The 15,202-nt window shown below is 69.4% G+C and carries 12 protein-coding genes; 10 read left to right on the top strand and 2 right to left on the bottom strand.

The window, feature by feature from the left end; genetic code table 11:
- The first annotated feature begins 149 nt into the window (after positions 1 to 149).
- The 9 genes from ABEB12_RS42290 (at position 150) to ABEB12_RS34550 (ending at position 12,131) form a co-directional block, all read left to right on the top strand.
- The gene (locus tag ABEB12_RS42290) at positions 150 to 299 is read left to right on the top strand and encodes a GNAT family protein (RefSeq protein WP_425572301.1); all 150 of its coding nucleotides are present in this window, start codon (positions 150 to 152) and stop codon (positions 297 to 299) included.
- A gap of 313 nt (positions 300 to 612) precedes the next feature.
- Positions 613 to 1,164, top strand: coding sequence for a hypothetical protein (locus ABEB12_RS34515; protein ID WP_185063288.1), 552 nt, complete (start codon positions 613 to 615; stop codon positions 1,162 to 1,164).
- 107 nt (positions 1,165 to 1,271) lie between these two features.
- Positions 1,272 to 2,486: an ABC transporter permease gene (locus tag ABEB12_RS34520; protein WP_185063287.1), complete on the top strand. Its 1,215-nt coding sequence runs from the start codon at positions 1,272 to 1,274 to the stop codon at positions 2,484 to 2,486.
- Between the two features lie 149 nt (positions 2,487 to 2,635).
- Positions 2,636 to 3,919, top strand: coding sequence for a cytochrome P450 (locus ABEB12_RS34525; RefSeq protein WP_185063286.1), 1,284 nt, complete (start codon positions 2,636 to 2,638; stop codon positions 3,917 to 3,919).
- 12 nt (positions 3,920 to 3,931) lie between these two features.
- Entirely contained in the window at positions 3,932 to 5,026 is a 1,095-nt protein-coding gene (locus ABEB12_RS34530; protein WP_185063285.1) for a terpene synthase family protein, read from the top strand.
- Between the two features lie 182 nt (positions 5,027 to 5,208).
- A complete protein-coding gene (locus tag ABEB12_RS34535; protein WP_185063284.1) occupies positions 5,209 to 7,896 on the top strand; it encodes an amino acid adenylation domain-containing protein in 2,688 nt (895 codons plus the stop codon).
- Positions 7,883 to 9,340 (top strand): tryptophan 7-halogenase, encoded by a 1,458-nt coding sequence (locus ABEB12_RS34540; protein ID WP_185063283.1) that lies wholly within the window; start codon positions 7,883 to 7,885, stop codon positions 9,338 to 9,340. The genes ABEB12_RS34535 and ABEB12_RS34540 overlap by 14 nt, the downstream gene beginning before the upstream one ends.
- A 2-nt stretch (positions 9,341 to 9,342) precedes the next feature.
- On the top strand, positions 9,343 to 10,737 hold the full coding sequence (locus tag ABEB12_RS34545; protein WP_185063282.1) for a cation:proton antiporter domain-containing protein: 1,395 nt from the start codon (positions 9,343 to 9,345) through the stop codon (positions 10,735 to 10,737).
- Positions 10,737 to 12,131 carry a tryptophanase gene (locus ABEB12_RS34550; protein ID WP_185063281.1) on the top strand — a complete coding sequence of 465 codons (1,395 nt, stop codon included), beginning with the start codon at positions 10,737 to 10,739 and terminating at the stop codon, positions 12,129 to 12,131. Before ABEB12_RS34545 ends, ABEB12_RS34550 begins: the two co-directional genes overlap by 1 nt.
- Positions 12,132 to 12,329: 198 nt before the next feature.
- Here the strand turns inward: ABEB12_RS34550 and ABEB12_RS34555 are convergent, their stop codons facing one another.
- Both ABEB12_RS34555 and ABEB12_RS34560 read right to left on the bottom strand, forming a co-directional pair.
- Positions 12,330 to 13,541 carry a tryptophan 2,3-dioxygenase gene (locus ABEB12_RS34555; protein ID WP_221498438.1) on the bottom strand — a complete coding sequence of 404 codons (1,212 nt, stop codon included), beginning with the start codon at positions 13,539 to 13,541 and terminating at the stop codon, positions 12,330 to 12,332.
- Positions 13,542 to 13,549: 8 nt separating this feature from the next.
- On the bottom strand, positions 13,550 to 14,245 hold the full coding sequence (locus tag ABEB12_RS34560) for a tryptophan 2,3-dioxygenase family protein (protein WP_185063279.1): 696 nt from the start codon (positions 14,243 to 14,245) through the stop codon (positions 13,550 to 13,552).
- Between the two features lie 282 nt (positions 14,246 to 14,527).
- Between ABEB12_RS34560 and ABEB12_RS34565 the strand changes: the two genes are divergently transcribed.
- Positions 14,528 to 15,190: a response regulator gene (locus ABEB12_RS34565; RefSeq protein ID WP_185063278.1), complete on the top strand. Its 663-nt coding sequence runs from the start codon at positions 14,528 to 14,530 to the stop codon at positions 15,188 to 15,190.
- Positions 15,191 to 15,202: the final 12 nt, after the last annotated feature.

The raw sequence follows: 15,202 nt of genomic DNA on the forward strand, positions 1-15,202 counted from the left end.
ATTCGACCAGCCACCGAGGCGGATCTCCCGGCGATCGTGGGGGGCTGCTGGCCGACGACGACATCGGCGCCGGCCGGGAGTCCCCCGATGACCTGTCCCCCTACCGGACGGCCTTCGCCGCGATCGACGCCGACGCCTCGGAAACACTGGTGGTCGCCGCACGCGACGGCGCGGTGGTCGGCACGCCGCAACTCTCCGTCCTCCCCGGGCTGTCCCGCCGGGGTGCACTGCGCGCCCAGGTGGAAGGCGTCCGGGTGGCCAGCTCGGCCCGCGGCGAGGGCTTGGCGAGACCCTGCTGACGCGCACCGCTTCTACCAGCGCCTGGGCTTCACCGCGACACACGAAGGCTACAAACCGCACCCGTAAACGATTACCGCTATATCACGTGTGATCGCCTGCACAGAAACAACATGTGGCTACCGCACCATGGACAACGATGCTATTTTTATTGACTCTTTGACGGCTTTCTGGCCGCTTTATGGCCGTTGACCGCCGGGTGACTAGAACAAGTTCTGGACAGATCCGGCTCAGGCATTTAGGTTCCTCAATGTGAACCCCGGGTCGTGGCCGGACTTAGAGCGATTCATCCGCTTGGTGCGCGTCACCGACTCGATGACGGATTTCCTGACCGCATGGACCGGGCGCGCGGTCCGCACCGAAGTGCTCTACGCGGCAAATGCAACGCTGGCCGATACGAACGACGCGACGGTGTTGGACGTGCTGCCCGGCGTGCACATACAACGCCGGCACGTGCTGCTGCGCGCGGGCGAAACGGTGGTCGCCGAGGCCGAGTCGTCGGTGCTCATCAGCTCCCCCGCGCTGGAACCGGACGTCCGTGACCAGCTGTGGAACGGCGCCAGCCTGGGCGACGCGTTGCGCACGCTGCACCGGCGGCGGGTCTGCGTCGGCATAGCCGACGCGCTGGGTAGGGCGCCCAGTCTGGCGCCCGACGGGAACACCGCCGGCGCGCCGGACATCGCCCGGCTGGCCTCCGGCCCGACCGGGGACGGCGACCGCAGAATCCTTTCCGTGCATTCCCGGCTGGACGTCGGCGGAATCCCGGTCGCCTCGGTCCGCGAGTACATCCTCGAGGCAGTGCTCCAGAACCACGTCGTGCACATTCCGGAACCGAAACGTGTAGCCGCACCTGGATCCGTCGGCTGACCACCCGTCATCCTTAGGAATCACCCGCCCGGTCTTTTCGAGCGGAGTCGGCCGCCGAGGTAGTAATGCGGTGCGCATCCCCGGCCAAGGCCGCCGATGGTGGACCCATGAGCATCAGAGAGGCGGCCATCATCGCGCTGCGGGCGCTGCGCGCCAGCCGGCTTCGCTCGGCGCTGACCACCGTCGGCATCGTCATCGGCGTGACCGCGGTCATCGTCCTGGTCGGGCTGGGCGACGGCATGAAGACCGGGTTCAACAAGAACTTCGGGGCGCTGGCCACGCTGATCACCGTGGACAAGGTGTCCGGGTCGATCCCGGGCGGCGGCAAGCCCCGCGACCTCAAGGAAGGCGACGTCACCGCGCTGCTGGAGAAGGCACCGGACATCGCCACGGTCACCCCGGTGCTCAGCGGCAAGGCACTGGTCTACTCCGGGCCGGGGTTGCAGGTGCAGGGCCAGGTCGTCGGCTCCACCCCCGACTACCTCAAGGTGAGCAACCGCGAGCTGGTGCGCGGCCAGATGTTCACCTCCGAGCAGGCGAAGTCCCGGGCCCGGGTGGTGGTGCTCGGGCCGGAGCTGGTCACCAACCTGTACGGCGGCGACCCGGACAAGGCGATGGGCTCGCAGATCCGCATCCAGCGCAACGACTTCAAGGTGATCGGCATCCTCAAGTCCCAGGGCAGCGTGGACGACTCCGCGCTGATGCCGCTGGGCACCGCGCGGGCCTATCTGCTCGGCGGCTCGGACACCATCACCACCATGCTGGCCAAGGCCAGCGGGGTGACCCGGGTGAACCCGGCGGTGGACCAGATCAACCAGATCATGGCCGAGCGGCACAACATCAAGGACATGAGCAAGCGGGACGTCACGGTCACCGCGCTGCAGAGCCAACTGGAGGAGACGAACAAGTTCCTCGGCTACCTGAACTGGTTCGTGGTCGCGGTGGCCGCGATATCTCTGCTGGTCGGCGGCATCGGGGTGGCCAATATCATGCTGGTCTCGGTCACCGAGCGGACCCGGGAGATCGGCATCCGCAAGGCCATCGGCGCCCGGCGCAGCGCCATCATGAAGCAGTTCCTGATCGAGTCGACGGTGCTGGCCGGGCTCGGCGGCGTAATGGGCATCCTGTTCGGCACCGGCATCACCCTGGCCGGCGCACAGATCATCCCGGCGGTCGCCCCCGACTTCGGCGCCCCCGAACTCTCCCCCGCCGCGATCGCGGTGGCGTTCGCGGTCAGCCTGGCCATCGGCCTGATCGCCGGCGACTACCCGGCCCAGCGCGCCGCCCGCCTACGCCCCATCGAAGCCCTCCGCTTCCAATAGCTCCCCGCGAGTCGGCACTCACAGCGCACCGAGTCGGCGGTTTCAGCACACCGCCCGGGCACGCGATCGATTCGCTATCGGGATTGTGCTCCGTCAACCAGGCCAGGAAGATCTCCCTTGGGCTGGTGTTCCGGGGTGGGGGTGGCGGGTTGGCTGGGTTACCGACCGTCCCGGGAGCGCTGCCGGTGCTGGGCCACGCCGTGCCACTGCTGCGGGATCCGCTGGCCTTCCTCCGCGGCTTGCCGCGCATCGGAGACCTGGTGCGGGTGCGCGTCGGCCCGCTGCGCGCGGTGGTGGTGTGCGACGCCGAGCTGACCAGGCAGGTCATGCGCAACGACCGCGTCTTCGACAAGGGCGGCGTGCTCTACGAGCAGGGCCGGGAGATCGCCGGCGACGGCCTCACCACCTGCCCGCATGCGCGGCACCGGCGGCAGAGGCGCATGCTGCAACCCGCGTTCCGCACCGACCGGCTGGCCGGCTACGGCGAGGTCATCGCCGCCGAGATCCACGCCGAGGTGTCCCGGTGGCGCCCCGGGGAGGTGATCGACGTCCCGGCGCGGATGCTGACGCTGAGCACGACGATCGCGGTGCGCACCCTGTTGTCCGCCGACCTGTCCGCCGAGGAGACCCGGGCGGCGACCGACGACCTGACCACCGTGCTGACCGGGGCCTCCCGAGCGGTGCTCACCCCGCCCCCGCTGCGCGGGTTCACCGGGAATGGCCGCTACCGCCGGGCCCGCGAGCGGCTGCGCCACCGGCTCGGCGCGATCGTCGCCGAACACCGGGCGAACGGCGCCGAGGGTGCCGGGGTATTGCTCGACGCCCTGCTGAACACCCCCGGGATCACCGACGCCGAGATCAGCGACCAGGTGATGACCTTCTTCTTCGCCGCCTCGGAAACCACCGCGAACGCCGTCGCCTGGGCACTGTTCCTACTTGCCGGCGACGACCGGGCACGGCGGCGGTGGCACGCCGAGTCCGCCGCCGTGCTGGCCGGCCAACCGGTCGGCCACTCCCACCTGGACGGCCTGCGGTTCACCGGGTGGGTGGTCGCCGAGGCGCTGCGGCTGTACCCGCCGGTCTGGCTGGTCACTCGGAGCCTGGCCGAGGACACCGAGCTGGCCGGCCATCGGCTGCCGGCCGGCACCACCGTGGTGTGCAGCCCGTATCTGATCCACCGCACCGGCTTCGCGCGGCCGGACCGGTTCGACCCGGATCGGTGGCGGGACACTTCGACGCACACCGCGCTGCCGTTCGGCCTCGGTGCCCGCAAGTGCATCGGCGACCAGTTCGCGCTGGCCCAGGCGACCATGACCCTGGCCGCCATCGGCGCTCGCTGGCGGCTGGAACCGGTGGCCCGGGCGCGGCCGGCGGCCGGGCTGTCGCTGCGCCCGCGCGGACTGCTCATGCGCGCCACCGAACCGACGGTCTGAAGGGAACGGATCATGCTCCCCCTCGAGGTGCCGGCCTTCTACTGCCCGCTGCCGCTGATCATGCACCCGGAGCTGGAGCTGATCGCCAAGGGCTCCCTGGACTGGTTCCAGGGCTTCGGCTTCTTCCCGGGCGAGGAGCGCCGGCGGGCGCTGCGCGACTGGCTGTTCACCGAGCTGGTCGCCTACTGCTATCCCGACGACGACCCGGACCGGGTACAGCTGATGGCCGACCTGGTGCACTGGACGACCTTCGACGACTCGCAGATCGACGGCGACGACTCCTATGTTCGCGACACCTGCACCGAGCAGGCCGGCGGCCTGCTCGCGCTCAGCGTGAAGCTGGTCCGCATGCTGGAGACCGGCGACCCGGACCTGCTGCCGAGCGACCCGTGGATCGGCTCGCTGTTCGACCTGCGCCGACGGGTGGCCGCCATCGCCACCCCGGCGCAGCTCGCCCGCTGGACCGGCGCCTTCCGCGAGTACCTGCTCGCCGCCGCCTGGAAGAACTCCTGTGCCCGCCGGCGCATCCAGCCCAGCCTGGCCGACTACCTCACCATGCGCACCGCCGGCGGCGGCGTGCAGCTCTACACCACGCTGTCCGACGTCGTCGGCGGCTACCAACTTACCGACGCCGAGCTGAGCCACCCGCCGGTGCGCGCCCTCACCGACATGGCGCACACCATCGTGGCCTGGGACAACGACCTGTTCTCCGACTACAAGGAGACCCTCACCGAAGATCCGGCGATCAACCTGGTCACCGTGCTCGCCGCCGAACACGGCTACGACAAGCAGCGGGCGGTCCCGGTCGCGATGGCCATGCGCGACCGCGCGCTGGGCCGCTACCTTCGGGTGCTCCGGCACACCGGCGACTCGCTGACCGAGGCCCAGCGCCGCTACGTACTCAGCCTCAGCCGCTGGATCGCGTCCAACATCGAAACCTCCGCGCTGAGCACCCGCTACACCAACCCGCTGGACCAACCCGCGGCCGCGATGCCACACGCCGAGTTCGCCACCGACCGGACGGCCGCACCGACCGACGACAACCCCACTCCCCTGCCCTTCCCCACCATCGCCTGGTGGTGGAACGAGTCTCTGGCACCCCGGTGACTGAAAGTAACTGAACATTAAACATCAGAAACCCTTGATATAGCTTAAGTAAGTCACTTGACATTAATCTTCAGTGTATCGGACGCATGAAAACTGCACCGAATCCTCGACCCCTTAATTTGTACTAAGTAGCCTATATAGCGTTGATCTCTACAGTCTGTCGGGGAATCGGGACGCACCACATGGAGCAGACAGCCGAGCCGCTCTGGCATGACGTGGTCGCGACCTTGGCGCGCCGTCGGCCGGAGGCCGTGGCGGTCAGCGGGGCTGGGCCGACGCTGAACTACGCGCGACTGGACGCACTGAGCGAACGACTGGCCGAGCGACTGATCACGCTGGGCGTCCGTCCCGAGCGACTGGTGGCACTGCTGATGGAGCGCACCAGCGCGCTGGTCGTCGCATTGTATGCAGTGGCCAAAGCGGGTGGCGCGTATCTGCCGCTGGATCCGACGCATCCTCCGGAGCGGCTGGCGTTCATGCTCGGCGACGCGGCCCCGGCCCTGGTCATCACCGATAGTGAGCTGAACGGCGGACTGCTCGAGGGGCACCGGGTACTCACGTTCGGCCCGGACGAGCTGGCCGAGGACACTCCGAGCCGGCACATCGGCAGCCACCGAACGGGTGCGCCACGAGCGGGTGATGCGGCCTATGCGATCTTCACGTCCGGCTCCTCCGGCAAGCCTAAAAGTGTACTAATTACGCACTGCGGTGTAATGAATATGGTCGGACAGCAAATCGAACATTTTGCCGTTCGGCTGGCTAGCCGGGTGTTGCAGTGCGCATCGACCGGGTTCGATGCGGCGTTTTCTGAGATTGCCATGGCATTGTGTGCGGGCGCCCGATTGGAGTTGGCCACGGCGGCCGAGCTGGTGCCCGGTGCCCCGCTGGCTGCGACCGTGGCGCGGCGCGCCGTCACCCACTTGACCATCACGCCGAGCGCGCTGGCCACGCTGGACCCCGGCGACCTGCCGTCGGTGACCACCCTGATCGTGGCCGGTGAGGCATGCCCACCTGGGTTGGTGGACCAGTGGGCCGGCGGCCGGCGAATGGTCAACGCGTACGGGCCGACCGAGACCACGGTGTGCGCCACGATGAGCGATCCGCTCACCGGTGGGGTGCCACCGATCGGCCGGCCTCTGGCCGGTACCAGCGCGGAGGTGCTGGATCACCGGTTGTGCCCGGTGCCGCCGGGTGAGGTCGGCGAGCTGTGGGTGGGTGGCCCGGGAGTGGCCCGCGGTTACCTGGGCCGGCCGGGGCTGACCGCCGTGCGGTTCCTCGCCGATCCACGCGGGAAACCCGGTTCACGGATGTACCGGACCGGCGACCTGGCGCGCGTGGACGAGGACGGCGTGCTGTGGTTCGCCGGGCGGGACGACGAGCAGGTGAAGATCCGTGGTCACCGGGTGGACCTCGGTGAGGTGGCCGCGGTGCTCGGCGAGCACCCTGCCGTGCGGGACGTGCGGGCGATCGCCCGGCCGGGCGCGCACGGGGTGCACCGGCTCGAGGCGTACGTGGTGCCGGCCGAGCCCGGAGCGGCGGTGGCCGGGACGCTGCGGGCCTGGGCCCGGACACGATTACCCGAGGCCATGGTGCCGGCACTGGTGATCACGCTGGATCGGTTGCCGCTCAACGCGAACGGCAAGCTGGACCTGGCCGCGTTGCGCGCCCCGACCCGCTTCCCGGCCGCGCCGGAAGGCGGCGCGCCGCGGCTGTTGTGCGACCTGTTCGCCGACACGCTCGATCTCGGCGCGCGGGCCTGCGGGCCGGACGAAGACTTCTTCGACCTGGGTGGCAACTCGCTGACCGGGACGCTGCTGCTGGCCAGGGTGCGCAAGGTGTTCGGAGTGCGGCTGACCCTGCCGGACCTGGCGGCGGCGCCGACCCCGCGCGAGCTGGCCGCGCGGTTGGACCGGACCGGGTCGGGCGGCGCTGAGGACCTCCTGGCATTACGGCCCCGGGGTGACGGACCGCCGGTGTTCTGCCTGCCCCCCGCGGCAGGTCTGGGCTGGTCGTACGGCCGGCTGCTCGGCGTGATCTCGCCTGTACACCCGGTGTATGCACTGCAGTCCCCCGGGCTGCGGGCCGACCAGCCGCCGCTTGAGGACATGACCGAACTGGCCGAGCACTGCGTAGAACTGATCCGCCGCACCCAGCCTCGAGGGCCGTACCACCTGCTCGGCTGGTCCTTCGGCGGCGTACTCGCGCACGCCGTCGCGGTCGCCTTACGCGCCGCCGGCCAACAGGTCGCGATGCTGGCCGCAATGGACGCTTATCCCGGCCACGGCGGCACCCTCGCCGCCACTGGTTCAGCCGAACCGGCGGCCGAGCTGGACGAGGCGACCGCGCGGCTGCTGCTGGCGAACTCGCTGGGCGCCGACGTGCCGTGGCCGGACCGGTTGGTGGACGTGCTGCGCGCGAACGTGCGGATGCAGCGCGAGCACCTGCCCGGGGTGCTCGACGGGTCGATGACCTTGTTCACCGCGCAACACCCGGGTGAACAACCGGACCCGGATTCCTGGCGGCCGTACCTGGGCGAACCGCCCCGCGTCGTGTCGCTGCCGGCAAGTCACCACCGGCTGCTCGACCCGCCGGCGCTGGCCGTGATCGCCCCGGTGCTGGCCGAGCTGCTGGGGGACCACTCCCCCATCGCTCTCGCCGAGGACCCGGGTCGCCGGCCCGACCCGCTCGACGGTCCGTGTCACGTGCTGCGCAACGACGCCGGCCAGTACTGCTTGTGGCCCGCTGCCCATCCGGTGCCGGCGGGCTGGCAGATCACGCTCACAGAACGGGACCGCGCGGCATGCGTGGCGTTCGTGGAGCGGGCGTGGACCGACCCGATGCTGCTGGGAGGACCGGATGACCGAGTATGACGTGATCGTGGTGGGCGGTGGGCCGGCCGGTTCGACGGTGTCCACGCTGGTCGCCAAGCGCGGGCATCGGGTGTTGTTGTTGGAGCGGGAGAGCTTCCCGCGCTACCAGATCGGCGAGTCGTTGCTGCCGGCCACGGTGCACGGGGTGGCCAAGCTGCTCGGGGTGCACGAGGAGATCGAGCGGGCCGGGTTCACTGTGAAGCACGGCGGCACGTTCCGGTGGGGGGCCAACCCGCAACCGTGGACGTTCGACTTCGCGGTGTCGCACCGGATGGCCGGGCCGACCTCGTTCGCCTACCAGGTGGAGCGTGCCCGCTTCGACAAGATCCTGCTGGACAACGCCGCCCGCCGCGGCGTCGACGTCCGCGAGCAGCACACTGTCACCGACGTGCTGCGTGACGGCGACGACCCCGAGGGGCGCGTCACCGGGGTCCGCTACCAGGACGCCGACGGCGCTGAACACACCGCGTATGCCCGCTACGTGGTGGACTCCTCGGGTAACACCAGCCGGCTGCACACGCACGCCGGTGGACAGCGTGTGTACTCGGAGTTCTTCCGCAACCTGGCCCTGTTCGGCTACTGGGAGGGCGGAGCCCGGCTGCCCGCGCCGAGCGAGGGCAACATCCTGTGCGTGGCGTTCGACGCCGGCTGGTTCTGGTACATCCCGCTCTCGCCCACCCTGACCAGCGTGGGCGCGGTAGTACACCCGGAGCATACAGCGCGTATACAGGGCGATCCCGAGACGGCGATGCGCGAGCTGATCGACGCCTGCCCCATGATCAGCGAGAACCTGGCCGACGCAACCAGGGTGACCGAGGGCATCTACGGGCAGCTTCGGGTGCGCAAGGACTGGTCCTACCGCAACACCGACTTCCACTGCCCCGGCATGATCTTGGTCGGTGACTCGGCCTGCTTCGTGGACCCGGTGTTCTCCTCCGGGGTGCATCTGGCCACCTACGGCGCCACGCTGGCCGCCCGCTCGCTGAACAGCGCCCTGGCCGGCGAGCTGGAGGAAAAGGAGGCGTTCGCCGAGTTCGACGCCCGCTACCGGCGCGAGTACGCGCTGTTCTACGAGTTCCTGGTCGGGTTCTACGACCTGCACCAGTCCGAGGACTCCTACTTCTGGGCCGCCCGCAAGGTCGCCAACACCGCACCCACCGACCTGGAGTCGTTCATCAACCTGGTCGGCGGCGTCGCCGGGGACGAGTTCACCGACACCACCGGGAGCCGGCTCGCCGCCACCTCGGCCGAACTCGCCGACGCCTTCACCGGAACTGGCCATGCGGAGGCGAAACCCGGCGGTGGGTTCCTCGGTTCATTGCTCGCGGCCGGGGCCGAGCTGCAGGTTGGTGCTGCGCTCGGTGACCACGGGGCGCTGGACTCGGCCGCCGTGGCGGGTGGGCTCACCGTGTCCGGCGACGGGTTGAGCTGGGAACGAGCCTGACCGTGCTCGTGTCCGGGGTGGCACCCCCGTTACCGGCTCCGCAGCTGGCCACCTTCCTGTCGCAACTCGCGGTGCTGCTGGCCGTCGCGTTGGGCATGGGTCTGCTGGCGCGGCGGTTCGGGCTGCCGGCGCTGGCCGGGGAGCTGTTCGGCGGGGTGCTGCTCGGCCCGACCGTGTTCGGGCAGCTGAGCCCGGCTGCGTTCGACCGGCTGTTCCCGCGCGACGGGATGCCGCTGTTGGACGCGGCCAGCCAGCTGGGTGTGCTGCTGCTGGTCGCGCTGACCGCGGCCCGGCTGGACACCGGGTTCCTGCGCCGCCGCGCCGGTGACGTGGCGCGGGTGGGGTTGGGGGCGCTGCTGCTGCCCCTGGCCGCGGGCATCGGCCTGGGCTGGTTGCTGCCCGAGTCGCTGCTGCCGGCGGGGGTGCCGCGCGGGCTGGTCGCGGGGTTCTTCGATGTGGTCATGTGCGTCACCGCGATCCCGGTGATCGCCAAAACACTGGCCGACCTCGGCCTGGTGCACCGGGACGTCGGACAGCTCATCCTGGCCGCCGCCGCACTGGACGACACCGCCGGCTGGGTGCTGCTCGCCGCCGTCTCCGCCCTCGCCACCGGCGCCGCCGGCGCGGGAGGTGTAGGTGCGGCCGGCGCGGGGGTCCCCGGGGCGGGCGCTAGCGTGGCGGGTTCGTCGGTCAGCGTGGCCGCGGCGAGTGCCGGGCACTCCGCGTTGCTCATCGGACTCGCCGCCACCGCGCTACTGGCCGCGGCCGCGCTGCTTGGCCGGCCACTGGCCCGGCTTGGCCTGCGCCTGGCCGGCCACACCGCGCCGGCCGCGACCGCCTACGCCGTACTGGTCACCCTGCTGTTCGGCGCGGCCGCCGGCGGGGCCGGCCTGGAACCGGTGCTTGGGGCGTTCCTGGCCGGCATCGCCGTGCTGCGCCGGCTCAACCCCGCCCACCTGGCCGGGCTCAACACCGTCACCCTCTGGGTACTCGCCCCGATCTTCATGGCCGGCATCGGGCTGCGCATCGACCTCACCGTGCTCGCCCAACCCATCGTCGCCGCCACCGTCACCGCCGCCGTCGCGGTGGCCGTCACCAGCAAACTGGCCGGCGCCTACCTCGGGGCCCGGGCCAGCCGGATGACCCACTGGCAGGGCCTAGCCCTCGGCGCCGGCATGAACTCCCGGGGCATGGTCGAAGTGATCATCGCCCTGGTCGGGCTGCGCGTCGGGCTGCTCACCCCGGCCATGTTCACCGTGGTCGTGCTCATCGCCCTGGTCACCTCGCTGGCCGCCCCACCCATGCTGCGCGCCGCCGCGCACCGCATCCCCACCGACCCCACCGAAACCGCCCGGCACGAGCAACAACTGGCCTGGACCCACAAGGAGCAAACCTGATGGCCCGCGAGTACCCCGTCGAGCCGTACCGGATCAAGGCCGTCGAGCCCATCCCGGTCACCACCCGCGCGCAACGCACCCAAGCGCTGGGCCGCGCCGGCTACAACACCTGCCTACTGCGCGCCGACGAGGTCACCATCGACCTGTTCACCGACTCCGGCACCAACGCCATGTCCGACCGGCAATGGGCGGCGATGATGGTCGGCGACGAGGCCTACTGCGGCTCCAGCAGCTTCTACCGACTCGAAGACACCGTCGCCCGCTACTACGGCTACCCCGAACTCATCCCCACCCACCAGGGCCGCGCCGCCGAGAACATCCTCGCCCAATGCCTCATCCGCCCCGGCCACCACATACCCGGCAACATGTACTTCCCCTCCACCCGCGTCCACCTGGAACGCAACGGCGGGATCTTCCACGACGTCATCATCGACGAGGCCCACCAGCCCGACGCCGACGTTCCGTTCAAGGGCAACGTCGACCCGGACAAGCTGCACAAGGTCATCGCCGAGGTCGGCGCGGACAACATCCCGCTGTTCTGGATCCACGCCACGGTGAACATGGCCGGCGGCCAACCCATCAGCCTGGGCAACCTCGCCGAGGTCCGGGAGATCGCCGACCACCACGGCATCCCGGTCATCCTGGACGCCGCCCGCGCGGTGGAGAACGCCTGGTTCATCAAGTGCCGGGAACCCGGCCAGGCTGACCGCACGGTCGCCGACATCCTGCGCAACATCTGTGACCTCACCGACGGCGCCACCATGTCCGCCAAGAAGGACTCCTTCGCCAACATCGGCGGCTGGCTCGGCGTCCGCGACCCGTCCCTCGCCGAAGCCGCGCGCGGGCTGGTCGTGGTCTACGAAGGCATGCACACCTACGGCGGCATGGCCGGCCGCGACATGGAAGCCATCGCCACCGGCATCGAGGAATCCGTCCGCGAGGAAAACATCTCCGCCCGCGTCGGCCAGGTCGAATACCTCGGCGAGAAACTCCTCGACGCCGGCGTCCCGGTGGTTCGCCCCATCGGCGGCCACGCCGTCTTCCTGGACGCCGGTGCCATCCTGCCCAACATCCCCCGCGACCAATTCCCCGCGCAAACCCTCATCGCCGCCATCTACCAGGTCGCCGGCGTGCGCGGCGTGGAACGCGGCGCCGTCTCCGCCGGCCGCGATGCCGTCACCGGTGAGAACCACTACCCCGAACTCGAGCTGGTCCGCCTGGCCATCCCCCGCCGCACCTACACGCAAAGTCACCTGGACGCCGTCGCCGCCGGCGTCATCGACCTGTACAACGAACGCCACCACATCACCGGCGGCCTCCGGTTCGTCCACGAGCCACCGACGATGCGCTTCTTCCAAGCCCGCTTCGAACCGGTCAACGGAGCTCTGCTCTGAGACGGTCTTCTGACTGTTATCTCATTTGCGCTAGGCTCCCACGCCATGAGCACGCAGCCAGATCTGGTCCGCAAGGTAAACCAGCTGGACAATGACGTGCACGCGATCTACGACAGGGCGCAAAGCTGGACAAGTACGGCGCCCAACTCAACCAACAGGGTGCGAAGCTGGACCAACAGGGCGCCAAGCTGGACACGATCATCGAGTTGCTGCGGATCCCCCGTTCGGAGTGATCCCGCGCCGAGGGTCAACCATGTCGAAGACGGGCAAATCCATGGCGGATCGAAGATAGGGCGTACCGACGGTATAGCCGGTACCGGCGGTGTCGCCGAGCATCCGCACGGCGATGCTGTGATGGGTGCGGCGCCAGCGGCGCATGACCGCTTCGTACTCGGACATCGCCTCGGCGAGGACACGAGCGTCGTCAGCGCCAATCCGGCCTTCGGCGGCCATGACTGCCTCCCATACGGTCGGTTGACCGGCAAGAACGGCCTCGCGCACCTTCGGCACCGACGTGTAGGGCAGGCCGGCCAGCCGATCGGGGTTGGGTTGCCGGCACAGCGACTCCATGGCCTTGTAGCTCTCCGACTGGATTGCGCTGGCGCCCTCGGTGAACGCCCGGAACGTTCGGAACGCCTCGACCTGCATGGTCGCGATCAGCGAGAAGATCGTGCCGGCTTCGCGCAGCTCTTCGCTGTTGCGCTCGAGCAGCCTGGCCGCCGCCAGCGGGTCACCCGCGTCCAGCGCGGTGATCGTGGCGCGCAGCCGTTGCGCCTGCGCCGCGAACGTCGCCTCGAACGCCTGCAGCACCCGTAGGAACAGGTACTCGTCGTGCAGCGTGGCGACCGGCTGCATGGTGAGGCACAGCAGATCGCGCTCGGCGGCCGTGCCGGTGGCCATGACGGCCGCCGCGAACTCCCGGGCCGGGTCCGGGCCGGTGTCGGTACCGTCCAGATCGTCGGTTACGCCCACCCGTTGCGCCGCCGGGCGGGCCGCCCGCAGCGCGAGCCGGAGGCGCTTGGCCACCAGTTCCGGGGACGGCCGCATCTCGGGGAGCACGTCCAGCTCGCCCGCCAGCTCGGTCAGCTCGAAGGTCAGCAGGTCGGCGAGCAGGAGCGCCACCGTGCGGTCCCGCCGCCGGTCGGGCGAGTCGTCGGTGACGATCGGAAACAGCGGCTGGGCGGTGTAGGTGAGGTAGTCGTAGCGGCCGTCGGCCTTGTCCAGCACCACGTCGAGGAAGTTCAGCACCAGCGACCGGCGTGCGGAGTGGGCCGAGGCGGTCACCGTCAGCCGGGCTCGGCGCAGCGCCTCCAGCGACTCCGGGTCGAGGAAGTGCTTGCCGCTCTTCAACACCTCCGAGGCAACGGCCAGCAGCGGAAACCCGGCGGGGTCGGCCGTGCCCGAGAGCACCGTGGTGATCATGTGCCGGCCACGGCGTCGCGGACTTCCCACAGTTCCGGGAAAAACTTGCGGTGGATCAGGGAGTTGAGCATCGCCACCGGCTGGCCGCCGGTGCCGAACGCCTTTGCCCCCCGGATCCGCACGGCGATCGTGTAGTGCCGCACCCGCCACACATTGATCGCCTCGTCCCACGCCACCAGGGACTCGGCGAGCTGGTAGAGCCGGTTCGTCGGCCGGGCGTCCCGGTACAGCGCGACCAGCGGCCGCCCGTCGTTCCGCAGCCGGGCGTCGAACGCCTTGCCCAGCCGGCCGCTGACCGCGCGCACGCCGCGCCAGCCCGGCGACTCCAGGCCGGACCCGTTGCCCAGCACGGCGGCGACCTGCTGGAAGTCGGCCGGTGCCATGTGCGTGAGCATCCGCAGCGCATCCGTGCAGAGCTCCACCCCGAGGCAGGCCCGGCGCACCAGGAGCACCGCCGCCTCGAGGTCGTCCTCGGCGATCAGCCCCGCGGCGGTGGACAGCTCGAAACACGCGTGTTTGAGCCACAGCTCTGTGGTCTGGTGCACGGTCTGGAACAGCAGCTCGTCCCGATGAGCCATCTCCGCCGGCTCTTTCTGCAGCGTCAACAGCTCGTCGGTGCGCATGTACCGCGCGTAGTCGGTGGCTCCCGGACCATCCAGAACGGGTGCGGCCTTACCTGCGGACGCGGACATACTCCCCCTCAAATTTTTCTGGCATCTACTGGTCACAACGCGGTCAACCTGAATGTGCGGAGACGACGGATCAACTCGCCGCCAAACGTTTGACGCTGCGCCGGTTTCACATGTGGTTAATTGTGCAACGATCAGCTACCGAACGAAAGTAGCTTAAAGGAATATTAACAATGTTCTCGCCAGTACGCTAAATCTATATCAAGTCTCGAGTGAATGGCGACGAGTGCCGCTACAATCGTGTTCCAGTAGATACGAACTCACCTCACGTCAAGGCAGCGAGAAATGACCCGAATACTGCTGGTCGAAGATGACTACAAGGTTGCCGGAGCATTGACAAGCGCTCTGCGGAAGTACCGGCTCTCGGTCCCGCACGTCAGCGCCGGCGACTCCGTACCGGACCAGCTGGACGGCGCTGATCTGGTACTTCTGGACCTCTCCCTGCCCGACGTGGACGGCCTGGACCTCTGCCGCCGGATCCGCGCGGAGAGCAATACCCCGATCATCATTCTGACCGGCCGGGCGGGCACCAACGACCGGGTTCGGGGTTTACGAGCGGGCGCGGACGACTATGTGGTCAAACCGGTCGACGTCGCCGAGCTCTTGGCCAGGATCCATGCGGTGCTCCGTCGTTATCGGCCGACCGAGGCGAGGCCGCGAGTCATCCGGGCCACCGATGTCAACATCGATCTCATGCGTCAGATCGTCACCGTTGCCAACACTCGGATCACGTTGACCCGAAAGGAATTCCAGTTGCTCGCGCTGATCGCCGAAGAAGACGGCGAAGTGTGCTCGCGCGATCGGCTGGTGCAACAAATCTGGGGCCGGCCGTGGCCGGGCGCCTACAGCACCCTCAACGTGCACATCGCGACGCTGCGCTCGAAAATCGGCCGGCCGGAAATCGTTCAAACGATCCGCGGCGTGGGTTACCGGCTCGGTCGTCCGTAGTTACTCGTCCGA

The sequence above is a fragment of the Actinospineispora eucalypti genome (genome assembly GCF_039543365.1).
Lineage (GTDB): Bacteria > Actinomycetota > Actinomycetes > Mycobacteriales > Pseudonocardiaceae > Pseudonocardia > Pseudonocardia eucalypti.